This window comes from Pseudomonas sp. SL4(2022) (genome assembly GCF_026625725.1).
In the GTDB taxonomy this organism is placed as follows: domain Bacteria; phylum Pseudomonadota; class Gammaproteobacteria; order Pseudomonadales; family Pseudomonadaceae; genus Aquipseudomonas.
The window spans coordinates 2,951,926-2,977,845 of sequence record NZ_CP113060.1 but is presented as its reverse complement, the minus strand read 5'-3'; the positions used below and the strand labels follow the sequence as shown (position 1 = coordinate 2,977,845).

The window sequence follows — 25,920 nt, the reverse complement described above, 5'->3', positions numbered from 1 at the left end:
GGTTAAAGGGGCTTGTGATCAAGGCTGCAACAGCAGCTGCAGGCGTTGGATAAAGTCAGTCAGGGCACGGGTGTTGTTCGCCACCTTGAGCCGGGTCAATGCGCCTTGCCAGGCATTGGCGATAAAACTCGCCAGGTTGCGGCAATCTTCGTCGGCGGGAAGTTCGCCAACGGCTTGCGCCTGATCGAGGCAGGCCTGGAGGATGTCCGCCGAAGCTTGCAGAATCGCATCGACCTGCGCGCCCAGCGTCGGCGACAACTCCGCCATCTCAAAACTCAGGCTGCCGATAAAGCAGTGGTATTCCAGACGTTCCTGACGGGCGAAGTGCTCCACCAGTTCGGCGTAATAACCCAGGATGCGCTCGCGTGGGCTTAATGCAGGATTGGCCAGCGCTTCGGCATAACGCGCCAGGCGCGGCTGATAGACCTGCTGCAAGGCTTGCAGGGCAAAGTCTTCCTTGCTGGCGAAGTAGTGGTAGAAGGAGCCTTTCGGCACCCCCGCAGCCTGGACGATTTCCTGCACGCCGGCACCGTGATAACCCCGACGGGTCATCACCTCGGCGCCTTTGGCGAGGATCAGGTCACGCTTGTCGAGTCGGATGCTGGCGTTCATGCCGGCAAGAATATGACCGGTCGTCTCGCCTCGCCCAGCACTATTGATTTGCGTGATTATCAGTAAGAAGCAGCGCGGGTTTCAGAAACAACAAAGCCGCGAACAGGTCGCGGCTTTGTGGGAGAGGAAGATGCAGAACCTGCTCAACGTCTCGCGAGCTAGAGCCATGCAAGGCAAAAGCAGGTGAGGAAGCGGAGTTTACTGGCTGTAAATGAGCATTCCGAACCTGCTTTTAACGCAGCAGGGCCGACGCGCAGCAGACGTTGGGCAGGTTCTTAGCCGCGGGCGGCTTTGATCACTTCGATATAGGGCTCGGCAAAACGTTGATCCTGGATCAGTGCGATAAAGTCGTTACCCTGGGCATCCTTGGCGTTCAGATCGTAGCCGGCGGCAACGAAGAAGCCGACAAAACGCTCGAAATCGTCGATACGCAGACCACGGTAGGCCTTGACCAGCTTGTGCAGCGACGGCGGCGTGGCATCGGCCGGTTCTACGCTGAGGAACAGTTTGATCGGCTCGTCACCAATCGCTTCGCCAATCACCTGTTTCTTGTCTTTACGCATCGTTCACTCCAGCTAACCAGGCCACACGGGGCCGGCAGTGTACCTCCGGGGCGGGCAAGGGCTCAACGGATGCCGGACAACCACAGGGTTTAACACGCGTTGAGGCTGGCGCACAGCCGACTTAGGTCAACACCGCCCGTCGCGCATGGCCCCTATACTGCGCCCAGCCACCTGGGAGTCATTATGTCGCTGCCCTTACCGCCACTGTTCTCCGCCTGGCGCCAGACGCTGCGCGCCGGCTATGGCTGGAAAAACCTGCGCAGCGACCTGAGCGCCGGTTTAACGGTGGGGATCATCGCCATTCCGCTGGCCATGGCCCTGGCAATTGCCGTCGGTGTGGCGCCGCAGCACGGCCTGTACACGGTGCTGGTAGCCGGCACGCTGATCGCCCTGTTTGGCGGCTCGCGCTTTAACGTATCCGGGCCGACCGCCGCCTTTGTGGTGATTTTGCTGCCGGTCACCCAGCAATTCGGCCTGGGTGGCCTGCTGCTCTGCACCCTGATGGCGGGCGTTATTCTGATTGCCCTCGGGCTGATGCGCGCCGGGCGGCTGATCGAGTTTATTCCCTACCCAGTAACGCTGGGTTTTACCGCCGGTATCGGCATCGTCATCGCCACCCTGCAGATCAAGGACCTGTTAGGCCTGCAGCTCAGCAGCCAGCCGAACAACTACATCGAACAGCTCAACGGCCTGCTGCACGCCCTGCCCAGCTTGCAGCTGGGTGACAGCCTGGTGGCGCTTGTGTGCCTGGCGACGCTGCTGATCTGGCCGCGCTGGGTGCCGAAAATACCCGGGCATCTGGTGGCACTGACCATCGGCGCACTGCTCGGGCTGTTGCTGGAAAGCCTGCAGATTCCCGTGGCGACCCTTGGCGAGCGCTTCAGCTATAGCCTGAATGGCGTTGAGCACCCGGGTATTCCACCGTTTCTGCCGAGCTTTATCTGGCCCTGGCAGCTACCTGGCGCCGATGGCCAACCGCTGGTGGTGAGCTTCGAGCTGTTCCGCCAGCTGCTCGCGCCGGCGTTTGCCATCGCCATGCTCGGAGCGATTGAGTCGCTGCTGTGCGCGGTGGTCGCCGATGGCATGACCGGCAGCAAACACGAGCCCAATGGTGAGTTGATCGGCCAGGGCATCGGTAATCTGGTTGCGCCACTGTTCGGCGGTATCACCGCCACTGCTGCGATTGCCCGCAGTGCCGCCAACGTACGCGCCGGGGCTTACTCGCCACTGGCGGCGATTACCCATGCCGGCGTGGTGCTGATTGCCATCCTGTTTCTCGCCCCCTTATTCAGCTACCTGCCGATGGCGGCGCTGGCGGCCTTGCTGCTGGTGGTGGCGTGGAATATGAGCGAGCCGCGGCATGTGCGACACACCCTGCGCATCGCCCCACGCAGTGATGTGCTGGTGCTGCTGACCTGCCTGATTCTTACCGTGCTGTTCGACATGGTACTGGCCGTGGGCGTCGGCCTGCTGCTGGCCGCCGGGCTGTTTATCAAGCGCATGAGCGACCTGACCGATACCGAAGCGCTGCCCAAGCACTTTCACCAGGCGCTTAATGATCTGCCCGAACACGTGCTGGCTTATGCCATTCGCGGGCCGCTGTTCTTCGGCGCAGCAGAAAAGGCCCTAAGCGTGCTCAGGCGCTTTACCCCAGGAGTGAAGGTGGTGATCGTCGATATCAGCGCCGTACCGTTACTGGACATGACCGCGATTGCCGCGCTGGACAATGTACTGCGCGACTACCGCGAACAGCATGTCGCCCTGGTGCTCAGCGGCCCAACGCCACAGGTGCGCCTGCAATTGCGCCGCGCCGGCATCGTGCGTATTGAAGGTGAGTTGGCTTATGTACGCGACCTGGCGCAGGCCAGGGAGAAAGCGTTGCGGTGGCTAGCGCCAAAGCCCGATGGGGAATAAACGGACTACGTGAATTGTGCGCGCATCCAGGCCCGGTAGTCGGCAACGCCAGGTTCGCCTTCACGCGGTGCCCAACCGGCCTGCTCGCCCTCCCCCACTGGTTTGTAGGGCCCGGCTTTGCATTCGAAGAGAATGCTGTTGGCTTCCAGCACCACCAGAGCATGAAACACCCCAGGCGGCAGGTCGACGCCGACACACTCGCCACCGGCCTGCAGCACACGCTTATCCAACACCTCACCGGCGTCATCGAAGATCAGCACGCCCAGGCGACCCTTGAGCACCAGCAGCGCTTCGGCCTTGTCCGCCGAAAGATGGCGGTGCGGCGGGATATAGGTGTCAGGCTGCAGCCCCACCGCCATGCGGTGGCAGGGTTCTTCCATCTGGTGGAAGTTATGGTGCTGGCGTTGCCGTGGGCTGGCCGCCGCTTGCTCGACCAATGCGCCAAACAGGGTCTGATCGAGAAAGCGTGGCTCAGTCATACGTCTTACAACCCTTTAACCGCGTAAATACCCGGCGCATTACGCCAGTAGCCCTTGTAGTCCATGCCGTAGCCAAACACATAGCGATCAACGCAAGACATACCGACGTAATCGGCCTTGAGGTCGGGGCGCGCTTTGCGGTCGTGGGTTTTGTCTACCAGCACGGCGATGCGCACGTTCTTGGCACCCGCATGCCGGCAAAAATCAATGATGGCACCAAGGGTGTGCCCTTCATCGAGTATGTCGTCGATGATCAGCACATCGCGGTCGATAAAGGAGATTTCCGGCTTGGCCTTCCAGAACAACTCGCCACCGCTGGTTTCATTGCGGTAGCGGGTGGCGTGCAGGTAGGACAGTTCCAACGGAAAATTGAGCTTGGGCAGCAGCTTACCGGAGAAGATCAGTCCACCGTTCATCACGCAGAACACCACAGGGTTGCTGTCAGCCATCTCACTGTTGATAGCGGCCGCCATGGTGTCGATGGCCACCTCAACCTCGGCATTGCTGTGCAGGCAATCGGCTTCGGCCATGACTTGGCGGATATGCGCGAGATCGACGGACATGCTGTTTCCTCTTGGGAGCGGGACGGTCAGACCAGAAAGCTGATCGAAGCGTCAAAATAAAAGCCGGCAAAGGTACGCATCTGCGCCAGACAGAGCAAGCCCTGACAGACCAACTGCGTCAATTGCCCGCAAGCAGCAGCACGATAGCTACTTTTTAGCGACTTTAGACCATCAAGGCTCAGCACTTGGCACAGCCAATGCTTTAATCTATCGCGAATTTTTGCCGTCCTGCCGGAGAGCCCTGTCCATGCCCATTCTCGAGATCCGCCATCCGCTGATCCGCCACAAACTCGGCCTGATGCGCCGCGCCGATATCAGCACGAAAAATTTCCGTGAGTTGGCCCAGGAAGTGGGTGCGCTGCTGACCTATGAAGCAACCAAGGATCTGCCCCTGGAAAACTATGAGATCGAGGGCTGGTGCGGCACCGTGCAGGTGGAAAAAATCTCCGGCAAAAAAATCACTGTAGTGCCGATCCTGCGCGCGGGCATCGGCATGCTCGAAGGCGTGCTCAGCCTGATCCCGGGCGCCAAGGTCAGCGCGGTCGGTGTGGCGCGCAACGAGGAAACTCTGCAGGCGCACACTTACCTGGAAAAACTGGTACCCGAAATCGACGAGCGCCTGGCGATGATCATCGACCCGATGCTCGCCACTGGCGGCTCAATGGTCGCCACCATCGACCTGCTGAAAAAAGCCGGTTGCAAGGAAATCCGCGCCATGGTGCTGGTGGCTGCACCAGAAGGCATCAAGGTGGTCAACGATGCACATCCGGACGTGACCATTTACACCGCCTCCATCGATCAGCGCTTGAACGAACACGGCTACATCATTCCCGGCCTCGGTGATGCCGGCGACAAGATCTTCGGCACCAAACAAAAGGACGCCTGAGCCATGCTGGATGAATACAACGATCCACTCTGGCGCCAGGTGCTATCAGGAGCGCAGATGCTGTTCGTCGCGTTCGGTGCCCTGGTGTTGATGCCACTGATCACCGGCATGGACCCTAACGTCGCACTATTTACCGCCGGCATCGGCACCTTGCTGTTCCAACTGGCCACAGGGCGTCAGGTGCCGGTATTCCTCGCCTCCAGCTTCGCCTTTATCGCGCCGATAATCGCCGCCAAGGGCGAATTCGGCCTGCCGGCGGTACTCGGCGGGGTGGTCGCAGCCGGCTTCGTCTATATGTTTCTCGGCCTGGCGGTGAGGCTCAAGGGGCCGGGTTTTATCGACCGTATCCTGCCGCCGGTGGTGATCGGCCCGGTGATCATCGCCATCGGTCTGGCCTTGTCGCCGGTCGCGGTAAACATGGCCATGGGCAAGACGGGGGATGCCAGCGTGCAGTTGGTGCCCTACCAGACCGCAATGCTTATCTCCATGCCGGCACTGGTCACCACCTTGCTGGTGGCCGTACTCGGCAGCGGCCTGCTGCGCCTGGTGCCGATCATCGCCGGCATCGTGGTCGGCTGCGGGCTGGCGGCCTTCTTCGGGGTGATCGACACCGCTGGTATCGCCGCCGCACCCTGGCTGGCGATGCCCAACTTCGTCGCCCCCGAGTTCCACCTGGGCGCCATTCTCTACATGCTGCCAGTGGCCCTGGCGCCAGCCATCGAGCATATCGGCGGGGTGATCGCCGTCGGCACCGTCACCGGTAAGGACTTCGTGCGCAAGCCCGGCCTGCATCGCACCTTGCTTGGTGACGGCCTGGCCACCTCGGCCGCCGGCCTGTTTGGTGGCCCCCCCAATACCACCTACGCCGAAGTCACCGGCGCGGTGATGCTGACCAAGGCCTACAACCCAAAAATCATGACCTGGGCGGCAGTCTTCGCCATCGGTCTGGCCTTTATCGGCAAGTTCGGCGCCGCACTGCAGAGCATTCCTGTACCGGTGATGGGCGGTATTCTCTGCCTGCTGTTTGGCTCCATCGCGGTGGTCGGTTTGAATACCCTGATCCGTCACCAAGTCGATCTGTCAGAAGCCCGTAACCTGATCATCGTCTCGGTGACCCTGGTGTTCGGCATCGGCGGCATGGTCATAGGCGGCAACGAGTTCGCCCTGTCCGGCATCTCGCTGTGCGCCATCAGCGCCCTGGCACTCAACCTGCTGCTGCCCAGCGGCCAGGGCTGGAAGAACAGGGCGCTCGACGACGAGCCGACGCCCTAAGCAGTGCACTGACGCTGGATAAAAAAGCCCCGCAATCGCGGGGCTTTTTTATCCAGACACAGTCTCAGGTCGAAGGCTTCAGCTCACCAACGACGGGCACCTCGATCTTGGCAGCCCCACCGCCGCTCCACTGCTGCAACCGCACCACGCTCTCGCGGTAAGGCTTGAGGCTCATGCTCAGCAGCACAATCGAGCTGAACACGGCGATGCTGGTGACGATCAGCAGCGAGTAACGCAGCGCCATGTCATCGGCAAACACATAGTCGGTCACCAGCGCCACCGCCGTCGGGCCGATGCCCAAGCCAATCAGGGTGATCACAAACAGGTAGATCGCTGAAGCCTGACCGCGCATCGAGTTGGGCATGATTTCCTGAATAGCGGCCGGTGCGACACCAAACGGCATGCTCAGGAAAAACACCGCCGGCGCAGTGAGAATCGCCGCCCACAGTGCCGTTTCCATCAAGGGGAAGGCCAACACACAAGGCACCGCACCGATGGCGGCATACAGGCCGACACGCATATTGGCGTCGCTGCTGCCGCGCTTGGCCATCCAGTCCGCCAGACGGCCACCGAAGACAATGCCCAGGCATCCGAACACCGCCACGATGCTGCCGTAAACGATCCCTACCTGACTGGCATCCCAACCGTAAGTGCGAATAAAGAAGGTCGGAATCCAGGCCGCACTGCCGTAACCAGCAAACGCCAGGCCGGCAAAACCGAAGTTGTGGCACAGCACGGTACGCCGGTTGGCACGGATATACCGGCCGACATCCGCCAGCGGCACCGCCACCCCGGCCCCCACGCCGCGCCTTACCGGCTCCTTGATCGCCAGCATCAGCAGGGTGAACAACACCCCGGCCGCACCGAGAATCAGGAAGATCAGCTGCCAGGGCCGTACTTCACCGAACACCGGCAGCACCACATCACCCTGCGCCGAAGCAAACTGAATCACCAGGCCGCCAAGCAGAAACGCCAGTCCGGACCCCAGGTAAACCCCCATGGAATACACGCTGATCGCCGTGGCACGCCGCTCGGCCGGAAAGCTGTCGGCAATCAGCGAGTAGGCCGCCGGCGACAGTGCCGCCTCACCGACGCCTACGCCGATGCGGCAGAGCAGAAATTGCCAATACAACTTGGCCATGCCGCAGGCGGCAGTCGCCGCGCTCCAGAACAGCACGCCGATGGCAATCAGCCCTCGACGGCTCTTGGTATCAGCCAAACGGCCCAGGGGAATGCCGCAGACGGTGTAGAACAGCGCAAAGGACAGCCCCATCAGCAAGCTCATCTGCGTGTCACTGATCATCAGGTCACGACGGATCGGACCGACCAGCAAATTGAGAATCTGCCGATCGATAAACGACAGCACGTACGCCACCATCAAGATGGCGACAGTTACCCAGGCTCGGGTAGCAGAGGGATAGCCGGTATTGTTGTTGGGCACTGGCAGTCTCCTCGGCACCGTTGGTGCGGTGCACGACGGTTGAAAGAGCTGCCAGCTTAGGCCGAGGACGAAGCAAATGAGTACCGCGCGAAGCCGTTATCAGCCAGACGAATGCGCAACACCGCTTTGCACGAATGACTGTTACAAGACGTGCCGTTACAGCATCAGCGGTGCGCGCTCACTCAGCGTTTTCAGGGCGGCCACCCAGCTTGGATGATCATTTAGACACGGCACCAGTTGCAGGCTCTCGCCACCGGCCTCAACAAACTGCTCGCGGCCACGGTCGCCGATTTCCTCCAAGGTCTCGATGCAGTCGGCGACAAAGGCCGGGCACATCACCAGCAACTTCTTCACGCCCTGCTTGGCCAGTTCATCGAGACGCGCCTCGGTGTAGGGCTCGATCCACTTGGCGCGGCCCAGACGCGACTGGAACGACACCGACCACTGCTCGGGCTTGAGGCCCATGCGCTCGGCGAACAACTCTGCACTGCGCAGGCACTGCGCCCGGTAACAGCTGGCGAGCACTTCGGGCGAAGCGGTACGGCAGCAATCAGCACCTTTCAGGCAATGACCGCTGGCATCGAGCTTGTGCAGGTGGCGTTCAGGCAGGCCATGGAAACTCAGCAGCAGGTGGTCGAAATCCTGCTCCAGATAGGGCTTGGCACTGTCGACCAGTGCATTCAGGTATTCCGGCTGATCGTAAAACGGCGGCAGGATGGAAAAACGGATCGGCAGTTGTTGCTCACGCACCACCCGCCTGGCCTCTTCGATCACCGTGGTGGTGGTGCTGTCGGCAAACTGCGGGTACAGCGGCGCCAGGGTGACCTGCTTGATACCCTGTTCGGCCAGGCGCGTCAGCACGGTTTGCAGGGACGGCTCGCCATAGCGCATGGCCAGCTCCACCGGACCGTGGGTCCAGGACGCCTTCATCGCTTGGTGCAGACGCTTGCTCAGCACCACCAACGGCGAGCCGTCTTCCCACCAGATCGAGGCGTAGGCATGCGCCGAAGCCGCGGGACGCTTGATCAGAATCAGCGAAACCAGCAGGCGCCGCAGCGGCCAGGGCAAGTCGATGACGTAGGGGTCCATCAGGAACTGGTTGAGGTAACGGCGCACATCAGCCACGTCAGTGGAGGCCGGCGAGCCCAGGTTTACCAACAGCAAGGCGTGATCGGTCATGCAAATTCCTAGTCCGGTTGACCCAGCAAATCTGCCAGGGCTACATCCAAATGAGTAAAACGAAAACTGAAACCCGCCGCCTGCAAGCGTGTCGGCATCGCGCGCTGACCACCGAGCAGCAGCACCGACAGTTCCCCCAACAGCGTGCGCAAGGCAAACGCCGGAGCCGGCATAAAGGCCGGCCGATGCAACGCACGGCCCAAGGCCTGGCTAAAGGCGTGATTACGCTCAGGCGTCGGCGCACAGGCATTATAAGGACCGCGAGCCGAGTCCTGCTGCAGGAGAAAATCAATCAGGGCGATTTGATCGCTGAGATGAATCCACGGCATCCACTGCCGGCCATTGCCCAGCGGGCCGCCTAAACCGAGCTTGAACGGCAGCAACAGACGCTTGAGCAGCCCGCCATCACGGGCCAGCACCAGTCCGGTGCGCAGTAGCACCACACGGATGCCCAGCTCCTCAGCGCGCAAGGCGGTCTCTTCCCAGGCGCCACACAACTGCGCAGCGAAATCCTCACTCACCGGCGGCGAATCTTCATGCAGCTCGCGCTCGCCACCGTCGCCGTACCAGCCTACCGCCGAGCCGGACAGCAACACCTGGGGCTTGTGCGCGCGGCTTTCCAGCCAGGCCAGCAGTTCTTCGGTCAGGCCGATCCGGCTAGCCCACAACAGCGCCTTGCGCTTGCACGTCCAGGGACGATCGGCAATCGGCGCACCAGCCAGATTGACCACGGCATCCAATGGTTCTTCAGCCAACTCATCAAGCTGAGCAATACCACGCACCGCTTGGCCACACAGGGCACCGACCTGCTCGGGCCTGCGGCTCCAGACCGTCAGCTGGTGGCCCTGTTGCAACCAGTACCGACAGAGTGCGCGCCCGATCAAGCCGGTTCCACCGGTCAGAAGAATGTGCATGCGCTTGCCCTCATGTATGCACCGGATAAATCGCCGCCGACTGATTTGTGCCTGTGTGGCTTCAATCCGGCTGCAGGTTGTCTTAACTATAGAAAGGCAGGATCAACTCCGACATAGCTTATACACAAAAACAATATTGTATAGCTTTTGTCTAAAGCGTAGCCTAACGCTTGAAAACACGAGGTAGACCATGACCGCTCTACACCCCATCGCCATCATCGGCACCGGCATCGCCGGGCTGTCTGCCGCCCAGGCACTGCATGCCGCCGGACACCCCGTCCAACTGTTCGATAAGAGTCGCGGCAGTGGCGGCCGCATGGCCAGCAAACGCAGTGATGCCGGCGCGCTGGACCTTGGCGCGCAGTATTTCACCGCCCGTGACCGCCGCTTTGTCGAGGTGGTGCAGCAATGGCAGACGCGAGGCTGGGTCGCTGAATGGACCCCCAGCCTCTACAACTTCAGCAACGGCCAGCTCAGCGCCTCACCGGATGAGCAAGTGCGCTGGGTCGGCAGCCCGCGCATGAGTGCGATCACCCGCGCCCTGCTCGGCGCACTACCCGTGGCCTTCTCCTGCCGCATCACCGAAGTGTTTCGCGGCGAGCAGCACTGGCACCTACAGGACGCTGAAGGCAACAGCCACGGCCCCTTCAGTCATGTCATTGTCGCCACCCCGGCGCCGCAAGCCACCGCACTGCTGTCCAGCGTACCGAAACTCGCCGGCGCCGCCGCCAGCGTGATGATGGACCCAACCTGGGCCGTCGCCCTGGCCTTCAACAGTCCGCTGGAAACCCGCGTCGAAGGTTGCTTCGTGCAAGACAGTCCGCTCGACTGGCTGGCCCGTAACCGCAACAAACCCGGTCGTGACACCCAACTCGACACCTGGGTGTTGCATGCCACCAGCCAGTGGACCAAGCAGCACTTGGATCTGCCCAAGGAAGCCGTCATCGAACAGCTGCTCGGTGTCTTTGCCGAACTGATCGGCTGTGCCGTACCCGCCCCGGCCTTCAGCCTGGCGCACCGCTGGCTCTACGCCCGCCCCGCCAGCGCCCACCAGTGGGGCGTATTGGCCGATGCCGACCTGGGCATCTATGCCTGCGGCGACTGGTGCCTGTCCGGTCGGGTTGAAGGCGCCTGGCTCAGCGGCCAGGAAGCAGCCCGCCGCCTGCTTGAGCACCTGCAATGACCGCGCATGCGCACAAAACACCAGCCAAGCATCGGCTTAACCCGCGCAAGCTGTTGCTGTCGAAATGGACCGCAACGCAGCCGCAGAATCGCGAAAAGCACTTTCTCGTCACCGAGCTGTTCTGTGACGAAGACGGCACGGTGTTGCAGATCGAACTGCAGGCCGTGCTCAATCAGCGCTGCCAGCGTCTGGACTGGCGTGCACTGGAAAACCCCGAACATTGGCGCATGGGCTGGACGTAACACCCTTACACACAAAGCCATACAGTAGTTGTACAAAAACATTGACTTGTACAATTACAAACCTATGATGAACTTAAGTTGTACATCCACCAGGATCTGTACAAGTCGTAAGTCAGAGGTTGCCCATGAGCCCATCCGCCAACGCCGCCGCCAAACCCAAACTGGGGATCAGTGCTTGCCTGCTGGGCAATGAAGTGCGCTACAACGGCGGGCATAAGGAATCGCGCCTGTGCAGCCGCATCCTCAGCGAGCATTTCGACTTCGCCCCGGTGTGCCCGGAAGTGGCCATCGGCATGGGCACGCCGCGTGAGCCAATCCGGCTGGTTGGCGATCCGCAAGCGCCTCGCGCCGTCGGCACGGTCAATCGTACAGTGGATGTCACAGCCCCGCTGACCGCTTATGGTGAACGCATGGCCGGTGAGCTGACCGACATCTGCGGCTACATCTTTATGCAGCAGTCGCCGTCCTGCGGCCTGCACCGGGTCAAGGTCTACCAGGACAATGGTCGCCCCAGCGAGCCGGGCCGCGGTGTCTTTGCCCAGGCCTTCTGCGCCCGCCACCCCAACCTACCGGTGGAGGAAGATGGCCGCCTGAACGACCCGATCCTGCGCGAGAATTTCATCACCCGCGTGTTTGCCTACGCACAATGGCAACAGCTGCTGCGTGATGGTTTGACGCGCAAAAACCTGATCGACTTCCACTCACGCTACAAATACCTGCTGATGGCCACCAATCCGGTGCAGTACAAACTGCTCGGGCGCATGCTCGGGAACCTGGGCCAGCAGGACCTGAACGAGCTAGCACCGCGCTACTTCAGCGAGCTGATGAGCGCGTTGAAAAGCTGTGCCACCCGCCGCACCCACAGCAACGTGCTGCAGCACCTCAGCGGTTACCTCAAACAATCCCTGAGCAGCGAAGAGAAACAGGAAATGCAGCAACTGATCGGCCAGTACCGCCATGGCGTGGTGCCGCTGGTGGTGCCTATGACCCTGCTCAAGCACCACTTCCGTCGTCACCCGGACCGTTACATCGCGCAGCAGGTCTACCTGCAGCCGCACCCGGAAAACCTCAGCCTGCGAAATGCCCTATGAGCCTTGAACCGATCACTGACGGCCTGGCCGCCGACGATTACCAGGCCGCGATCGCCCAGGGCTTTATGCCGATTCGCGATGTGGCGCGCATCACCGGAGTCAACGCTGTCACCCTGCGCGCCTGGGAGCGTCGCTATGGGCTGATCGTGCCGCACCGCACGCCCAAGGGCCATCGCCTGTATTCCGATGAACATGTCACCCGTATCCAAGCGATTCTCACCTGGCTGGGCCGTGGCGTGTCAGTGAGTCAGGTCAAAGGGCTGCTGCGTTCCAATCAGCCGGCCTTCGCCGAAGCCAGTTCGCAATGGGAAAGCAAGCGTCAGCAGTTGCAGGAAGCCGTCTGCAACCTCAACGAGCGACGCCTGGACGACTGTTTCAACAGCGAGCTGGCGCTCTATCCGCCGCATACTCTGTGCCAGCAACTGCTGCTGCCGCTGCTCAGCGAGCTTGACCTGCGCTGGCGCAACCAGTTCGGCGCGCAGGCCGAGCGGGTGTTCTTCTACTCCTGGCTGCGCAGCAAACTCGGCGCCCGCCTGTACCACAACAATCGCCAGTACAACGGTGCGCCACTGCTGCTGATCAACGTTTCCGACCTGCCGATGGCCCCCGGCCTGTGGCTCACGGCATGGCTGGCGAGCAGCGCCGGCAGCCCGGTGGACGTTTTCGACTGGCCACTGCCGCCCACCGAACTGGCACTGGCGGTTGAACACATCCAGCCGCGTGCGGTGTTGCTGTATTCCAGCCAGGCGCTGAACAGCACCCACCTGCAACGCCTGCTCGGCGGTTACGACTGCCCCTGCCTGCTGGTCGGGCAAGTGGTGCAGATCCACGCCGACGAGCTGCAAAGCATCACCGCACAGAATGCCGAACTGAGCCTGGCCGCCGACCCACTGGCCGCCCTGCACAGCCTCAGTGATCTCAACCTGCTGCACAGCTGACAGGATTCAACATGCTGCAATTGATGTGGTTCCGCACCGACCTGCGGGTACAGGACAACAGCGCCCTGGCGGCCGCCATGCGCAGCGGCCCGACTGTGGCGCTGTTCCTGCTCAGCCCCGGCCAGTGGTTGGCCCATGATGACGCGCCGAGCAAGGTCGACTTCTGGCTGCGCAACCTCCAGGCGCTGAGCGCCGAACTGGGCAAGCTCAACGTGCCGCTGCTGGTGCGTGAGGCCGACGATTGGAGCGCCGCGCCGCAGGTGATCGGTGAGTTATGCCAGCAGCTGCAGATCGGCAGCGTGCAGGTCAATGAAGAATACGGCGTGCATGAAAGCCGCCGCGACCAGACCGTGGCGCAAACGCTTGATGGTCTGGGAGTGACTTTTCACAGCCACCTGGATCAACTGTTCTTTAAGCCCGGCAGCGTGCTGACCAAATCCGGCAGTTATTTTCAGGTCTACAGCCAGTTCCGCAAGGTCTGCTATCAACGCCTGCACAGCGCCCTGCCCGCGCTGATCGCGACACCCAAGGCGCAGGCGCCGCTGGCGATTCAGCGTGATGCCATACCTGAACACGTCAACGGGTTTGCTCTACCCCCTGCGGCCCTGCGTGCATTGTGGCCGGCCGGTGAGACCGAAGCCGCACGACGCCTGGATGATTTCGCGGCGCAACAGATCGACCTCTACCAGAGCGCCCGCGACTTCCCTGCGCAGCCCGGCACCAGCCAGCTGTCCGCTTACCTGGCCGCCGGAGTGATCTCGCCACGCCAATGCCTGCACGCCGCACTGGCGGTCAATCAAGGCGAGTTCGACAGCGGCCATATCGGAGTCATCACCTGGATCAACGAGCTGCTTTGGCGTGAGTTTTACAAGCACATCCTGGTGGGCTACCCACGTGTATCCATGCACCGCGCCTTCCGCCCGGAAACCGAGGCCGTGGCCTGGCGTGATGCACCGCTGGAGCTCAAAGCCTGGCAACAGGGCCGCACCGGTTTCCCGATTGTCGATGCGGCCATGCGCCAGCTGCTGGCCACCGGCTGGATGCACAACCGCCTGCGCATGATCGTGGCGATGTTTCTGACCAAGAACCTGCTGATCGACTGGCGCGAAGGTGAGCGTTTCTTTATGCGCCACCTGATCGATGGCGACCTGGCAGCCAACAACGGCGGCTGGCAATGGAGCTCATCGACCGGCACCGATTCGGCGCCATATTTCCGCATCTTCAACCCGCTCAGCCAGTCGCAGAAATTCGATCCGGACGGGCGTTTTATCCGCCAGTGGCTGCCGGAGCTGATCGGTCTGAACAAAAACAATATTCATAACCCGGCCGCCATGGGTGGACTGTTCGGCATCGCCGACTACCCCACGCCCATTGTCGACCTGAGCAAAAGCCGCACGCGTGCCCTGACTGCATTCAAGAGTCTGCCGCACTTTGCCGGCGAGGAGGCCCTATGAGCGATTTTCTGCGACAGTTCGCCCAGGACTTTGCCGGGCTGAACAAGGACAATCTCGACCGCCTGGGCCAGCTGTACAGCGATGACGCATTGTTCTGCGACCCGCTGCATGAGGTGCGCGGCCTGGCCAATATGCAGCGCTACTTCGGCGAGATGTACGCTAACGTCAGCGAACTGCGCTTTGACTTCTACGGTTTTGACCAGGTGCGCGACGGCGAAGGCTACCTGCGCTGGACCATGAGCTACCGCCACCCACGCCTGGCTGGCGGGCAACTGATCCGCGTGGAAGGCTGTTCGCACCTGCTGTGGCAGGACAAGGTCTATCGTCACCGTGACTATTTCGACGCCGGCAGCCTGCTCTACGAGCACCTGCCCTTACTCGGCTCAGCAATTCGCTGGCTGAAACGGAGGTTGGCATGAACGCGAACGCACGGCGCATCTGGCTCACCGGCGCCAGCAGTGGCATCGGCGCGGCCCTGGCCGAACAATTGCTCGAACAAGGCCACCGCCTGGCCCTCAGTGCCCGCAGCCTCGAACCATTACAAGCCTTGGCCAAGCGCTACCCACAGCAAGTGCTGGTGGTGGCCGGCGACCTCAGTGATGCCGCGCAAGTGCGCAGCATCGGCGAGCACATTGCCCAGGTCTGGGGCGCGCTGGACTGCGCCATCCTCAATGCCGGCACCTGCGAATACGTTGAAGTGCGTACCTTTGAGGCGGCGATGGTCGAACGGGTGATGCGCGCCAACCTGCTCTCTGCCAGCTACTGCATCGAAGCCGCCCTGCCCCTGCTGCGCCAGGGCAATCGTCCGCATCTGGTGGGGGTCGGCAGTTCAGTGACGTTTATGCCACTGCCGCGCGCCGAAGCCTACGGCGCGTCGAAAGCCGCCATGCGCTACCTGCTTGAAGCACTGCGCATCGATCTGCATGCGGAAAAAATTGCCGTCACCCTGGTCAGCCCCGGTTTTGTCGACACCCCGCTGACACAGAAAAACGACTTCCCCATGCCCATGCGCTGGCCGGTGGACAAAGCCGCCGCCTACATTGCTCAACGCCTGGATCAGCAGCCCTTTGAAATCGCTTTCCCTGGCCCGTTTATTGCCATTCTCAAACTACTCGGGCGCTTGCCCAAAGGCCTGCAGGTCGCCCTCGGCGCCCGCATGGCCCGCACCGAAGCCAAGACCTAAGGACAGCCCATGAAAATTGCCATTATCGGCAGCGGCATTGCCGGCCTCACCAGTGCTTACCTGCTCAACCGCCGTCACGAGATCACGGTGTTTGAGGCCAGCGACTGGATCGGCGGCCACACCCACACCGTTGATGTTGAGGTGAGCGGGCAGCGGTACGCCGTGGACACCGGCTTTATTGTGTTCAACGACTGGACCTACCCGAACTTTATCCGCCTGCTCAGCCAGCTCGGCGTTGGTTTCAAGGACACCGAGATGAGTTTCTCGGTCAGCGACCCGCTAAGCGGCGTGGAATACAACGGGCACAACCTCAACAGCCTGTTCGCCCAACGCAGCAACCTGGTGTCGCCAAAGTTCTGGGGCATGGTGCGTGGCATCCTGCGCTTCAACCGCGAAGCGCTGAACGACCTCAACCTGCAGCGCATCGCCAGTGACATGACCCTCGGCGATTACCTCAAGGCCAATGGCTACAGCGAGCGCTTTATCCAGCATTACATCGTGCCCATGGGCGCGGCGATCTGGTCGATGTCGCTGAATGACATGCTCGGTTTCCCGCTGCAGTTCTTTGTACGCTTCTTCAAAAACCACGGCCTGCTATCGGTCAGCGACCGCCCGCAGTGGTGCGTGATCGAAGGCGGCTCCAGCAGCTATGTGGCGCCGTTAACCGAATCGTTCAAGCAACAGATCCGCCTGAACTGCGCGGTGACCCGGGTTGAACGCGATGGCGACGGTGTGACCGTGCACAGCGCTGCCGGTAGCGAGCGCTTCGACAAAGTGGTGTTTGCCTGCCACAGCGACCAGGCCCTGGCGTTGCTGGCCGCGCCGACGCCTTCCGAACAGGCCATCCTCGGCGCGCTGCCCTATGCCGACAACGATGTGGTGCTGCACACTGACACCCGCCTGCTGCCGAAACGGCCACTGGCCTGGGCCAGCTGGAACTACCGCCTCGGTGGCCCTGTAGATCAGCCAGCCGCCGTCACCTACGACATGAACATCCTGCAAGGCATCCAGAGCGACACGACTTTCTGCGTCAGCCTGAACCAGACCGCCGCCATCGACCCAAACAAAATCCTGGCGCGCTACACCTACGCCCACCCGCAATACAGCCTGGCCGGCATGGCCGCACAGGCGCGCTGGGAAGAACTGCTCGGTGCCAACCACAGCTACTTTTGTGGTGCTTACTGGGCCAATGGTTTCCACGAAGATGGCGTGGTCAGCGCGCTGCGCGTAGCCCGTGAATTCGGTGAGGCGCTGTAGTGAACAGCACAACGGCACTGAACAGCGCCCTCTACAGCGGCTGGGTGCAGCACCGGCGTTTTGCCCCACGCCTGCACAACTTCCGCTACCGCATGGGCCTGCTCTACCTCGACCTGAGCGAGCAGGACGCCGTGCTCGCGCTATCGCCCCTGGCTGGGCATGGTCGCTTCGCGCCCTTTGCCTTTCGCGAAACCGATTACCTGCCGCAGTTCACCGGTGCAGGTATCCGCCTGATTGATGCCGTGCGCCAGCGCGTGACAGAAGCTCTCGGGCGCACGCCGCTGGGTACCATCTGCCTGCTGACTCAGCCGCGCAGCTGGGGGCTGAGTTTCAATCCGGCGAGTTTCTTTTACTGCCATGAGGCTGATGGTCGTCTGGCGGCGATTCTCTGTGAAGTGAGCAACACGCCCTGGCGCGAACGCTACCACTACGTCTTGCCGGCCGAGGGCGAGGGGCATCAGCACGTTGCCGTGGCAAAGGCGTTTCACGTCTCGCCCTTTCTGCCGCGCGAGCTGGAATACCGCATGAGCTTCAGCCCGGCTGGCGAACGCCTGGGCATTCATATGGCTGACTGGCAGGGTGAGGACAAACTCTTCGACGCCAGCCTCAGTCTGCAGCGCAGCGCACTCAACCGCGCGAGCCTGCACCGCTACCTGATCAACTTTCCCTGGATGACCGGTAAGACCGTGGCCGCCATTTACTGGCAAGCCCTGCGTCTACTGCTCAAACGCATTCCCCTGTTCACCCACCGGGCCGCTGAAGGTAATTTCCGCGTCGCTCGCCCCGCATCAAAGGAAGTCCCCCATGAAAAGCTCTAGCCTGGCTTCTGCAAAACACACCGTACGTGCCGGCAGCGGCATCGGTGCCAGCCTGCTGCGCCGCGCGGTGCTGCGCCAGCTGAAACAGCTACGCCACGGCCAACTGGTGATCGTCGAAGGCGATGAGCGCATGGAGTTCGGTGATGTCCACTCCAGCCTCTGTGCCGAGATCCAGGTGCAGGATGGTGCGGTCTGGGGACTGGTGGCCGGCAATGGCTCGATCGGCTCGGGCGAAGCCTATATCCACGGCTACTGGACCACCCCGGACCTGACCGCGGTGATCCGCGTCTTCGTCAGCAACCTCGACGTCCTCGACGCCATGGAAAGCGGCCTGGCCCAGCTGGGCCGCCCGTTGATCCAGGGCTTGCACTGGCTCAACCGCAACACCCGTAAAGGCTCGCGCAAAAACATCTCGGCGCATTACGACCTGGGCAACGAGCTGTTCGAGCAGTTCCTCGACCCGACCATGATGTACTCGGCGGCGATGTTCCAGAGCGCCGATGACAGCCTGGAACAGGCGCAGCTGAATAAGCTCGAACGTATCTGCCAGAAGCTTGCCCTCAAGCCCAGCGACCACCTGCTGGAAATCGGCACAGGCTGGGGCAGCATGGCGATCTACGCCGCCACCCACTACGGCTGCAAGGTCACCACCACCACCCTGTCGCGCGAGCAATTCGCCTACACCCAGCAACGTATTGCCGAGCAGGGTTTGCAGGGGCAGATCACCCTGCTGCTGGAGGACTACCGCGATCTGTCCGGGCAGTACGACAAGCTGGTGTCGATCGAGATGATCGAAGCCGTTGGCCATCGCTTCCTGCCCACCTACTTCGAGCAATGCGCCAGCCTGCTTAAACCCGATGGCCTGATGCTGCTGCAGGCCATCACCATCCGTGACCAGCGTTATGAGCAGGCGAAAAACGCCGTGGACTTTATCCAGCGCTATATCTTCCCCGGCGGCGCGCTGCCCTCGGTAAACAAGATGCTGGAAATCATCACTGCCAAGACCGATATGAACCTGCACCACATGGAAGATTTCGGCCTGCACTACGCCCGCACCCTGCGCATCTGGCACGACAACCTGCGCCAGGCGCGGCACAAGCTGGAACAGCAGGGTTACGACGACTACTTCTTCCGCCTGTGGGAGTTCTACCTGTGCTATTGCGAGGGTGGCTTTATCGAGCGCACCATCGGCACCGCGCAATTGCTGCTGGCCAAACCCGCCGCACGCCCAGCTCCTCTGTTAGGAAACCTAGATGGCTAAGTTGATCGTCAACACCCTGCTGTTTCAGCTTGGCTGGTTTGCCTGCGTCTTCGGCGGCGACAGCCTGTGGCTGCTGGTTATCGCAGCGGTGCTGGCGATACATCTGCTGTGGACCAGCAGCTGGGCGGCGGAAGGCAAACTGCTGATCACGGTGTTTCTCGCCGGCAGCGCACTGGACAGTTTCCTACTCAACCTCGGCGTGTTCGACTTCGGCGAGCCGCGCACGCTGATCCCGCTGTGGCTGGCCAGCCTATGGCTGCTGATGGCCACCACGCTCAACCACTGCCTGGCCTGGACCGCGCAACCCTGGTGGCGCGGCAGCCTGCTCGGCGCAATAGGTGCACCACTGTCCTATTATGGCGGCGCACAGATTGCCGGCGTCGATCTGCCCTACGGCACCTGGCCAAGCCTGCTGCTGATCGGCGTTATCTGGGCGCTGGTGATGCCCGTGCTGCACGGCTTCGCCAAGCTCTACCGCAGCCAGTACGAACAGAGCCTGCGGACACGCCAGTCGGCGTAACAAACAGGCTCAGCGCAGGGCTCGATGGCTAAAACGCCAGCCACCCTACGTCGACAGCAGACGCCGCAGTAACACCGATGGCGTACACTGCGCGGCATGAGTCAGAACATCCCCCATACCCAACTTGCGGATGAACCCGCAGTAAGCTGCAGCAACTGCGCCGCCTGCTGCTGTCAGCTGGAAGTCATGCTGATCACCGACACCGGCGTGCCGCTGCGCTATATCGACACCGATGACTGGGGTGGCGAAGTGATGTTGCGCCTGGACGACGGCTGGTGCGCCGCGCTGGACCGCGACAGCATGCGCTGCACCATCTACGAAGTGCGCCCACTGATCTGCCGCGAATTCGAAACCGCCTCGCCGGAATGCCTGGATGAGCGCAAGGGCATGAACAGCATCTACCGCTAAGCACGCACAAAAAATCGTCAGAAACGATTTTTAACGTCGCGCAGCAATGGCTCCGAAGGGCTGGCGCTGTGGATGGCAGGCCATAAAAAGCCGGATAACAATCCGGCTTTTTAACAGCTCAAACCGCTAGAAACTCATGCGGTAATGCAGGCTATAAGTCTCAACCCCGTCGTTAGGCTGTTTAAGCCCTGCGTTGGAGTAATGCAGGGCGCGCACGCCGACTTCCTGCCCGGCGAAACGCACACCGAAACCGATGCGGTCTTCAAACTGGAAAGACGAGCCCAGGTCGTTGTCTTCCAACTCGGTACTGCTGAACGCGGCAATGCCGATACCGGCTTCGATATAGGGTATGAAGCGTCCGCCGGCAAACTCGTAAACAAACACCGGACTCAGCGAAAGGCTGTGGTTGCTGGAGGTTTCATCCCCGTCCCAGTAGGTATACGCAGCATCCCAGTAACCCGTTAGACGACCGACATCACTGGCAAACCAGCTCTGGTTGAAATCGAACTGCGTGCCCAGGCGGTAAGTCATGGTCGAGTCGCCCGTCTGGCCAACTGCCGCACTTACATCCATCGCCTGCACTGCACTCACATGCCCCCAAGCCAAGGCCAGCAACGCAGCCAAGGTCACGACTTTTCTCATGGCAATTTCCTTGTTCAGCCCAATAGCGGAGGTGTCTGTAGACGCCGCCTGAGAGTATAGAAATCTTTAGCCGCTTAGAGAGTATTCAGCGTACCGCCACATCAGGGCAGACAGTGCACCTGGCTGGCTTCGTGCCAAAGCAGCGGCAGCACCCGCTGCATGGTTGCCGGCTCGGCACTGGACCAGAATGCCGTGGGCTGTGCCGGTCCAGTGGCCAGCAGCTCACGCGCCGCCAGCAGGCGCTGAACCTGGCGCGCCACCGCCGCACCGGTGTCGACCAGGCTGATTGACTCCGGCACCAGGCTGCGCAGCAGCGGTTTGATAAAGGGGTAATGGGTGCAACCGAGAATCAGCGTGTCACAGCCTTCGGCCAGCAGCGGTGCAACAAAACCCTGTAGCAGCTCGCGAGTGGCAGGAGTGTCCAACTCGCCGGCCTCAATCCGCTCGACCAGCCCCGGGCAAGGCTGGGTGATCACCCGCACATCGCTGGCAAAACGGTCGAGCAAGGCGGCGAACTTGGCGCTCTTCAGTGTGCCGGTGGTGGCCAGTACGCCGACCACGCCGGATTGCGTCGCAGCCGCCGCTGGCTTGACTGCAGGCTCCATGCCCACCAAGGGCAACTGCGGATACAACTCACGCAACTCGGCCACCCCTGCCACCGTGGCGGTGTTGCAGGCCAGCACCAGCGCCTTGGCGCCCTGAGCCAAAAGAAACTCGGCCAGCACCCGGCAGCGTTCGCGGATAAATTCCGGACTTTTCTCGCCATAGGGCACATGGCCGCTGTCGGCCACATACAGCAACGACTCATGAGGCAACAGCGCGCGAATTTCGCGCAACACCGACAAACCGCCGACGCCGGAATCGAACACACCAATCGGCGCGTTACTCACCGCTGGTCACTCCACACACGCTACAGCCCGGATCACGTTTGACCCGCAGCTCGCGGAAACGGCTGCCAAGGGCATCAATCAGCAGCAAACGCCCCACCAGCGGCTCACCGAACTGCGCCAGCAGCTTCAGCGCCTCCAGCGCCTGCAGGCTGCCGACCACACCGACCAGCGGGCCGACCACACCGGCTTCGCTGCAGGTCAGCTCCGCTTCGCTGCCGTGGCCGTAAATGCAGTGGTAGCACGGGCTGTCGTCACAACGCGGATCAAACACCGACAGCTGGCCCTCCAGGCGGATCGCCGCACCGCTGACCAGCGGCACCTTGGCCGCAACACAGGCGGCGTTGACCGCCTCGCGGGTGTTGAAGTTGTCCGAGCAATCCAGCACCAGGTGCACCGCTGCAACCGCAGCCGCCAGAGAATCGCAGTCCAAACCCTGGCGATGGGTGTGCAAGCGCAGCTGTGGGTTGATCGCCAACAGACGCTGGCTCGCCGAATCGACCTTGCTCAGACCGATGCTCGCGGTGTCGTGGGCGATCTGCCGTTGCAGATTGGTCAGGTCGACCGTATCGAAGTCCGCCAGATGCAACTCTCCGACACCCGCAGCCGCCAGATACAGTGCCACCGGCGAACCCAGACCACCGAGACCGATGATCAGCACGCGGCTGTTTTTCAGGCGCAGCTGGCCGGCGATATCGATCTGTTGCAACAAGATCTGCCGGCTGTAGCGCAGCAGTTCCTCGTCATTCAGCATGTCATGCGGGCTCATGGCATCACTCATTCTCGAAACGTCCCAGACTGATACGCTCATGGCCGCCCAAGTCACGCCGGCTTTCCACAGCGCTAAACCCACGCGCGCTAAGCAGCTCACGTACCGCCGCAGCCTGATCGAAGCCATGCTCCAACAGCAACCAACCACCGGGTTCAAGAGAGCCCGGAGCCTGCTGGATGATCAGGCGAATATCGTCCAACCCATCCACACCGGCGACCAGTGCGCTGCTTGGTTCGAAGCGCACATCGCCTTCGGCCAGGTGACGGTCATCGGCGGCGATATAGGGCGGATTGCTGACAATCAACTGATAGCGCTGGCCTGACAGGGCACTAAACCAGTGGCTCTGCACAAAATTGGCATTGGCCAGTTTAAGGCGTGCGCGGTTGCGTTCAGCCAGGGCGACCACCTCAAGCACACGGTCCACACCGGTCAATCGCCAAGCCGGGCGCTCACTGGCCAACGCCAGGGCAATCGCACCGGTGCCGGTGCCCAGATCAAGCAGCGCAGCCGGTGTGGCCGGCAGCAGCGCGAGCACGGTCTCCACCAACAACTCGGTATCCGGCCTTGGGATCAGGGTATGCGGGGCAACCTCCAACTCCAGGCTCCAGAAGCCTTGCTGGCCAAGGATATAGGCCACCGGCTCGCCGGCCTGACGCCGAACGAGCGCGGCCTGATAACGCTCAATCTGCTCGGCCTCAAGTGCGCGCTCCGGCCAGGTATGCAGGTAACTGCGCGATTTTCCCAGGACGTGGGCGAGCAACAACTCGGCGTCCAGCCGTGGGGTGGGCGAGTCGGGCAGGTCGGCGTGATTGAGCAGGGATTCGATGGTGACCATAGTGTTCTCGTGGGGCGGCTCGCGCTTTATCGATCCACCGCAAGCTTCTGCTGGATAAAAATCCTCATCCACCCTATGTGGCGTACGGCGTAGGGTGCGCCGTGCGCACCACAGCACTCAATCGCCCAGCGCGGCCAACTGATCAGCCTGATATTCGACCAGCAGTGGCTCGATAATCGCTTCGACGCCGCCGGCAATCACTTCGTTCAGCGAATACAGGGTCAGGTTGATGCGGTGATCGGTCACCCTCCCCTGCGGGAAGTTGTAGGTGCGAATGCGCTCGGAACGGTCACCAGAGCCCACCAGCAGTTTGCGCGAGTCGGAAATTTCCTTGTGCGCGGCAGCTTCCTGCTGATCCTTGAGTTTCGCCGCCAGCCAGGCCATAGCCTTGGCGCGGTTCTTGTGCTGCGAGCGCTCTTCCTGACATTCCACCACGGTACCGGTGGGAATGTGGGTGATGCGGATCGCCGAGTCGGTGGTGTTGACGTGTTGACCGCCCGCGCCGGAGCTGCGGTACGTGTCGACACGCAGGTCCGCCGGGTTGATGTCGATAGCCATCTGCTCATCCGGCTCGGGCAACACCGCAACGGTACAGGCCGAAGTGTGAATACGGCCCTGAGATTCGGTTTCCGGCACACGTTGCACGCGGTGCGCGCCTGATTCGAACTTGAGCTTGCCGTAAACGTTGTCGCCCTCAACCCGGGCAATCACTTCTTTATAGCCGCCATGCTCCCCTTCGCTGGCCGACAGCACTTCCACGCGCCAGCCCTGCTTCTCGGCATAGCGTGAATACATGCGAAACAGGTCGCCGGAGAAGATCGCCGCCTCGTCACCACCAGTGCCGGCACGCACTTCGAGGAACACGTTACGGCCGTCATTCGGGTCTTTGGGCAGCAGCATGCGCTGCAAGGTGGCTTCCAGTTCGATCAATTGCGCCTTGGCTTCGGCGACTTCTTCCTCGGCCATTTCACGCATGTCCGGGTCGCTGTCCTTGAGCAGCGCCTGGGCGCCTTCCAGATCTGCCTGCACCTTACGGAAGGCGCTGAACGCCTGGTAGACCGGCTCAATCTCAGCGTATTCCTTGGAATAGGCGCGAAACTGCGGCTGATTGCTGATCACGTCAGCATCACCGAGCAAGGCAGTCAGCTCTTCGAAACGATCCTGCAACAGGTCGAGTTTGTTGATCAGTGACGCTTTCATTGCAGACCTTTATTGATGGGCCGAGCTGTTAGGGGTAGCGGCAGGCGGCACGCCCTCGTCGAGGGCAAACAGTTCTTGAGCCACGCCCAGCGCATCGACGCGGCCGTCAGCAGAGAATTTCTTCAGCTGCACGCTGGGCGCATGCAACAGTTTGTTGGTCAGACCACGGGCCAGTTGCGCCAGCACGTCCTCGGCGGAGCTGCCATTGCTCAGCAGGCGCAGCGCCTTGCCCAATTCCTCGTCACGCAAGCGCTCGGCCTGCTGGCGATAGGCCTTGAGCACATCCACTGCCGCCAGTTCACGCAGGCGCTGCATAAAGTCCTGAGCGCCAACGCTGACCAGCTCTTCGGCGGCCTGGGCCGCGCCCTGACGGCTCTTGAGGTTTTCTGCGATGACCTCATGCAGGTCATCGACGGTATACAGATAGACGTCGTCCAGTTCACCAACTTCCGGCTCGATATCACGCGGCACGGCGATATCGACCATGAAGATTGGCTTGTGCTTGCGCTGCTTGAGCGCCCGTTCGACAGCGCCCTTGCCAAGAATTGGCAGCTGGCTGGCGGTGGAGCTGATAACGATATCGCTGTTGACCAACTCATCGGGGATTTCCGAAAGCAGCACGGCGTGCGCGCCGAACTGTTCGGCCAGGCTGCTGGCGCGCTCCAGGGTGCGGTTGGCCACCACGATGCGCTTGATGCCCTGATCGTGCAGATGGCGGGCAACCAGGCTGATGGTCTCGCCGGCGCCGATCAGCAACGCCTGACTGCGGTGCAGGTCGGCGAAGATCTGCTTGGCCAGGCTGACGGCAGCGAAGGCCACGGAAACCGGGTTTTCGCCAATCGCGGTATCGGTACGCACGGTCTTGGCGGTACTGAAGGTGGCCTGGAACAAGCGCCCGAGCAGCGGGCCGAGGGTGCCGGCCTCGCGGGCCACAGCGAACGCCGACTTCATCTGCCCGAGAATCTGCGGCTCACCCAGCACCATGGAATCCAGCCCCGACGCGACGCGCATCATATGCCGCACGGCTTGATCATCGGCATGGATATAGGCGCAGGCACGTAACTCGTCGAGGCTCAGCTGATGATAATTGGCCAGCCATGCCAGCACCTCATCGGCGCCCAGGTCATCCTGTTCAAGATACAACTCGCTGCGATTGCAGGTCGACAGAATCGCCGCTTCACGGCTGCTGGTGCGCTGACAGAGCTGCTGCAATGCCTCAACCAACTGCTCGGGAGTGAAAGCCACGCGTTCGCGGACATCCACCGAGGCGGTCTTGTGGTTGATACCGAGGGCAATAAAGGCCATGCACGATCGCTGACAGGGAGTGGAAGCCGGCAATTGTCCTACTTCGGCAATGCGAGAACAACCACTGCGGCTTATTGTCCCTATAGGCAGCTTTGTCTCTC

At 61.7% G+C, this 25,920-nt stretch carries 28 protein-coding genes; 15 read left to right on the top strand and 13 right to left on the bottom strand.

What is annotated here, in order from left to right; translation table 11 throughout:
• Positions 1–18: 18 nt before the first annotated feature.
• On the bottom strand, positions 19–612 hold the full coding sequence (locus OU997_RS14060) for a TetR/AcrR family transcriptional regulator (protein ID WP_108487100.1): 594 nt from the start codon (positions 610–612) through the stop codon (positions 19–21).
• Positions 613–887: 275 nt separating this feature from the next.
• Positions 888–1,175, bottom strand: coding sequence for a PA4642 family protein (locus OU997_RS14055; RefSeq protein WP_108487099.1), 288 nt, complete (start codon positions 1,173–1,175; stop codon positions 888–890).
• Positions 1,176–1,358: 183 nt separating this feature from the next.
• Here OU997_RS14055 and dauA point away from each other — a divergent pair, with 183 nt between their 5' ends.
• Positions 1,359–3,089 carry a C4-dicarboxylic acid transporter DauA gene (gene dauA / locus OU997_RS14050; RefSeq protein ID WP_177479867.1) on the top strand — a complete coding sequence of 577 codons (1,731 nt, stop codon included), beginning with the start codon at positions 1,359–1,361 and terminating at the stop codon, positions 3,087–3,089.
• A gap of 5 nt (positions 3,090–3,094) precedes the next feature.
• Here dauA and OU997_RS14045 read toward each other — a convergent pair whose 3' ends face one another.
• Together OU997_RS14045 and OU997_RS14040 are read right to left on the bottom strand one after the other, a co-directional pair.
• Entirely contained in the window at positions 3,095–3,568 is a 474-nt protein-coding gene (locus OU997_RS14045) for a WbuC family cupin fold metalloprotein (RefSeq protein WP_108487098.1), read from the bottom strand.
• Positions 3,569–3,573: 5 nt separating this feature from the next.
• Positions 3,574–4,131: a hypoxanthine-guanine phosphoribosyltransferase gene (locus OU997_RS14040; protein WP_090375611.1), complete on the bottom strand. Its 558-nt coding sequence runs from the start codon at positions 4,129–4,131 to the stop codon at positions 3,574–3,576.
• A gap of 247 nt (positions 4,132–4,378) precedes the next feature.
• Here OU997_RS14040 and upp point away from each other — a divergent pair, with 247 nt between their 5' ends.
• Positions 4,379–5,017 (top strand): uracil phosphoribosyltransferase, encoded by a 639-nt coding sequence (gene upp, locus OU997_RS14035; RefSeq protein ID WP_108487097.1) that lies wholly within the window; start codon positions 4,379–4,381, stop codon positions 5,015–5,017.
• 3 nt (positions 5,018–5,020) lie between these two features.
• Complete coding sequence (locus OU997_RS14030) at positions 5,021–6,289, top strand: uracil-xanthine permease family protein (RefSeq protein WP_108487096.1); 1,269 nt, start codon at positions 5,021–5,023, stop codon at positions 6,287–6,289.
• Between the two features lie 64 nt (positions 6,290–6,353).
• Here the strand turns inward: OU997_RS14030 and OU997_RS14025 are convergent, their stop codons facing one another.
• The 3 genes from OU997_RS14025 to OU997_RS14015 form a co-directional block, all read right to left on the bottom strand.
• Positions 6,354–7,730 (bottom strand): spinster family MFS transporter, encoded by a 1,377-nt coding sequence (locus tag OU997_RS14025; protein ID WP_108487095.1) that lies wholly within the window; start codon positions 7,728–7,730, stop codon positions 6,354–6,356.
• A 156-nt stretch (positions 7,731–7,886) separates the two neighbouring features.
• Positions 7,887–8,909 carry a ferrochelatase gene (hemH, locus tag OU997_RS14020; protein WP_108487094.1) on the bottom strand — a complete coding sequence of 341 codons (1,023 nt, stop codon included), beginning with the start codon at positions 8,907–8,909 and terminating at the stop codon, positions 7,887–7,889.
• Positions 8,910–8,917: 8 nt separating this feature from the next.
• Positions 8,918–9,823: a TIGR01777 family oxidoreductase gene (locus OU997_RS14015; RefSeq protein ID WP_267807142.1), complete on the bottom strand. Its 906-nt coding sequence runs from the start codon at positions 9,821–9,823 to the stop codon at positions 8,918–8,920.
• A gap of 190 nt (positions 9,824–10,013) precedes the next feature.
• Between OU997_RS14015 and OU997_RS14010 the strand changes: the two genes are divergently transcribed.
• From OU997_RS14010 to OU997_RS13955, 12 genes are all read left to right on the top strand, one after another.
• Positions 10,014–11,006 (top strand): NAD(P)/FAD-dependent oxidoreductase, encoded by a 993-nt coding sequence (locus tag OU997_RS14010; protein ID WP_108487092.1) that lies wholly within the window; start codon positions 10,014–10,016, stop codon positions 11,004–11,006.
• Positions 11,003–11,248 (top strand): TIGR02450 family Trp-rich protein, encoded by a 246-nt coding sequence (locus OU997_RS14005; protein WP_267807140.1) that lies wholly within the window; start codon positions 11,003–11,005, stop codon positions 11,246–11,248. Before OU997_RS14010 ends, OU997_RS14005 begins: the two co-directional genes overlap by 4 nt.
• Before the next feature lie 125 nt (positions 11,249–11,373).
• Entirely contained in the window at positions 11,374–12,339 is a 966-nt protein-coding gene (locus tag OU997_RS14000; RefSeq protein ID WP_267807138.1) for a YbgA family protein, read from the top strand.
• Positions 12,336–13,277 carry a MerR family transcriptional regulator gene (locus OU997_RS13995; RefSeq protein ID WP_267807135.1) on the top strand — a complete coding sequence of 314 codons (942 nt, stop codon included), beginning with the start codon at positions 12,336–12,338 and terminating at the stop codon, positions 13,275–13,277. The genes OU997_RS14000 and OU997_RS13995 overlap by 4 nt, the downstream gene beginning before the upstream one ends.
• 14 nt (positions 13,278–13,291) lie before the next feature.
• Positions 13,292–14,731 (top strand): deoxyribodipyrimidine photo-lyase, encoded by a 1,440-nt coding sequence (gene phrB / locus OU997_RS13990; protein WP_267809913.1) that lies wholly within the window; start codon positions 13,292–13,294, stop codon positions 14,729–14,731.
• Positions 14,728–15,150, top strand: a complete 423-nt coding sequence (locus OU997_RS13985; protein ID WP_108487088.1) for a nuclear transport factor 2 family protein — start codon at positions 14,728–14,730, stop codon at positions 15,148–15,150. The genes phrB and OU997_RS13985 overlap by 4 nt, the downstream gene beginning before the upstream one ends.
• Positions 15,147–15,914, top strand: coding sequence for an SDR family NAD(P)-dependent oxidoreductase (locus OU997_RS13980; protein ID WP_108487087.1), 768 nt, complete (start codon positions 15,147–15,149; stop codon positions 15,912–15,914). The genes OU997_RS13985 and OU997_RS13980 overlap by 4 nt, the downstream gene beginning before the upstream one ends.
• Positions 15,915–15,923: 9 nt before the next feature.
• Positions 15,924–17,171, top strand: a complete 1,248-nt coding sequence (locus tag OU997_RS13975; RefSeq protein ID WP_267807133.1) for an NAD(P)/FAD-dependent oxidoreductase — start codon at positions 15,924–15,926, stop codon at positions 17,169–17,171.
• Positions 17,172–17,188: 17 nt separating this feature from the next.
• A complete protein-coding gene (locus tag OU997_RS13970) occupies positions 17,189–17,989 on the top strand; it encodes a DUF1365 domain-containing protein (RefSeq protein ID WP_108487127.1) in 801 nt (266 codons plus the stop codon).
• Positions 17,976–19,250: an SAM-dependent methyltransferase gene (locus OU997_RS13965; protein WP_267807132.1), complete on the top strand. Its 1,275-nt coding sequence runs from the start codon at positions 17,976–17,978 to the stop codon at positions 19,248–19,250. The genes OU997_RS13970 and OU997_RS13965 overlap by 14 nt, the downstream gene beginning before the upstream one ends.
• Positions 19,243–19,770 carry a DUF2878 domain-containing protein gene (locus OU997_RS13960; RefSeq protein ID WP_108487084.1) on the top strand — a complete coding sequence of 176 codons (528 nt, stop codon included), beginning with the start codon at positions 19,243–19,245 and terminating at the stop codon, positions 19,768–19,770. Before OU997_RS13965 ends, OU997_RS13960 begins: the two co-directional genes overlap by 8 nt.
• 96 nt (positions 19,771–19,866) lie before the next feature.
• Positions 19,867–20,178, top strand: coding sequence for a YkgJ family cysteine cluster protein (locus OU997_RS13955; RefSeq protein ID WP_267807131.1), 312 nt, complete (start codon positions 19,867–19,869; stop codon positions 20,176–20,178).
• Positions 20,179–20,304: 126 nt separating this feature from the next.
• Here the strand turns inward: OU997_RS13955 and OU997_RS13950 are convergent, their stop codons facing one another.
• From OU997_RS13950 to hemA, 6 genes are all read right to left on the bottom strand, one after another.
• Entirely contained in the window at positions 20,305–20,820 is a 516-nt protein-coding gene (locus tag OU997_RS13950) for an acyloxyacyl hydrolase (RefSeq protein WP_267807129.1), read from the bottom strand.
• A 101-nt stretch (positions 20,821–20,921) separates the two neighbouring features.
• Positions 20,922–21,710 (bottom strand): glutamate racemase, encoded by a 789-nt coding sequence (murI, locus tag OU997_RS13945; RefSeq protein WP_267807128.1) that lies wholly within the window; start codon positions 21,708–21,710, stop codon positions 20,922–20,924.
• Positions 21,703–22,461, bottom strand: coding sequence for a molybdopterin-synthase adenylyltransferase MoeB (locus OU997_RS13940; protein WP_267809912.1), 759 nt, complete (start codon positions 22,459–22,461; stop codon positions 21,703–21,705). The genes murI and OU997_RS13940 overlap by 8 nt, the downstream gene beginning before the upstream one ends.
• A 19-nt stretch (positions 22,462–22,480) precedes the next feature.
• On the bottom strand, positions 22,481–23,314 hold the full coding sequence (prmC, locus tag OU997_RS13935; protein ID WP_267807127.1) for a peptide chain release factor N(5)-glutamine methyltransferase: 834 nt from the start codon (positions 23,312–23,314) through the stop codon (positions 22,481–22,483).
• Between the two features lie 117 nt (positions 23,315–23,431).
• Complete coding sequence (gene prfA / locus OU997_RS13930; RefSeq protein ID WP_108487079.1) at positions 23,432–24,514, bottom strand: peptide chain release factor 1; 1,083 nt, start codon at positions 24,512–24,514, stop codon at positions 23,432–23,434.
• Between the two features lie 9 nt (positions 24,515–24,523).
• On the bottom strand, positions 24,524–25,819 hold the full coding sequence (hemA, locus tag OU997_RS13925; RefSeq protein ID WP_108487078.1) for a glutamyl-tRNA reductase: 1,296 nt from the start codon (positions 25,817–25,819) through the stop codon (positions 24,524–24,526).
• Positions 25,820–25,920: the final 101 nt, after the last annotated feature.

What these genes read in the sequence shown, in the direction of transcription:
- OU997_RS14060 (WP_108487100.1), bottom strand. Translation starts at nt 612, where the DNA reads ATGAACGCCAGCATCCGACTCGACAAGCGTGACCTGATCCTCGCCAAA.
- OU997_RS14055 (WP_108487099.1), bottom strand. Translation starts at nt 1,175, where the DNA reads ATGCGTAAAGACAAGAAACAGGTGATTGGCGAAGCGATTGGTGACGAG.
- dauA (WP_177479867.1), top strand. Translation starts at nt 1,359, where the DNA reads ATGTCGCTGCCCTTACCGCCACTGTTCTCCGCCTGGCGCCAGACGCTG.
- OU997_RS14045 (WP_108487098.1), bottom strand. Translation starts at nt 3,568, where the DNA reads ATGACTGAGCCACGCTTTCTCGATCAGACCCTGTTTGGCGCATTGGTC.
- OU997_RS14040 (WP_090375611.1), bottom strand. Translation starts at nt 4,131, where the DNA reads ATGTCCGTCGATCTCGCGCATATCCGCCAAGTCATGGCCGAAGCCGAT.
- upp (WP_108487097.1), top strand. Translation starts at nt 4,379, where the DNA reads ATGCCCATTCTCGAGATCCGCCATCCGCTGATCCGCCACAAACTCGGC.
- OU997_RS14030 (WP_108487096.1), top strand. Translation starts at nt 5,021, where the DNA reads ATGCTGGATGAATACAACGATCCACTCTGGCGCCAGGTGCTATCAGGA.
- hemH (WP_108487094.1), bottom strand. Translation starts at nt 8,909, where the DNA reads ATGACCGATCACGCCTTGCTGTTGGTAAACCTGGGCTCGCCGGCCTCC.
- OU997_RS14015 (WP_267807142.1), bottom strand. Translation starts at nt 9,823, where the DNA reads ATGCACATTCTTCTGACCGGTGGAACCGGCTTGATCGGGCGCGCACTC.
- OU997_RS14010 (WP_108487092.1), top strand. Translation starts at nt 10,014, where the DNA reads ATGACCGCTCTACACCCCATCGCCATCATCGGCACCGGCATCGCCGGG.
- OU997_RS14005 (WP_267807140.1), top strand. Translation starts at nt 11,003, where the DNA reads ATGACCGCGCATGCGCACAAAACACCAGCCAAGCATCGGCTTAACCCG.
- OU997_RS14000 (WP_267807138.1), top strand. Translation starts at nt 11,374, where the DNA reads ATGAGCCCATCCGCCAACGCCGCCGCCAAACCCAAACTGGGGATCAGT.
- OU997_RS13995 (WP_267807135.1), top strand. Translation starts at nt 12,336, where the DNA reads ATGAGCCTTGAACCGATCACTGACGGCCTGGCCGCCGACGATTACCAG.
- OU997_RS13985 (WP_108487088.1), top strand. Translation starts at nt 14,728, where the DNA reads ATGAGCGATTTTCTGCGACAGTTCGCCCAGGACTTTGCCGGGCTGAAC.
- OU997_RS13980 (WP_108487087.1), top strand. Translation starts at nt 15,147, where the DNA reads ATGAACGCGAACGCACGGCGCATCTGGCTCACCGGCGCCAGCAGTGGC.
- OU997_RS13975 (WP_267807133.1), top strand. Translation starts at nt 15,924, where the DNA reads ATGAAAATTGCCATTATCGGCAGCGGCATTGCCGGCCTCACCAGTGCT.
- OU997_RS13965 (WP_267807132.1), top strand. Translation starts at nt 17,976, where the DNA reads ATGAAAAGCTCTAGCCTGGCTTCTGCAAAACACACCGTACGTGCCGGC.
- OU997_RS13960 (WP_108487084.1), top strand. Translation starts at nt 19,243, where the DNA reads ATGGCTAAGTTGATCGTCAACACCCTGCTGTTTCAGCTTGGCTGGTTT.
- OU997_RS13955 (WP_267807131.1), top strand. Translation starts at nt 19,867, where the DNA reads ATGAGTCAGAACATCCCCCATACCCAACTTGCGGATGAACCCGCAGTA.
- OU997_RS13950 (WP_267807129.1), bottom strand. Translation starts at nt 20,820, where the DNA reads ATGAGAAAAGTCGTGACCTTGGCTGCGTTGCTGGCCTTGGCTTGGGGG.
- OU997_RS13940 (WP_267809912.1), bottom strand. Translation starts at nt 22,461, where the DNA reads ATGCTGAATGACGAGGAACTGCTGCGCTACAGCCGGCAGATCTTGTTG.
- prmC (WP_267807127.1), bottom strand. Translation starts at nt 23,314, where the DNA reads ATGGTCACCATCGAATCCCTGCTCAATCACGCCGACCTGCCCGACTCG.
- prfA (WP_108487079.1), bottom strand. Translation starts at nt 24,514, where the DNA reads ATGAAAGCGTCACTGATCAACAAACTCGACCTGTTGCAGGATCGTTTC.
- hemA (WP_108487078.1), bottom strand. Translation starts at nt 25,819, where the DNA reads ATGGCCTTTATTGCCCTCGGTATCAACCACAAGACCGCCTCGGTGGAT.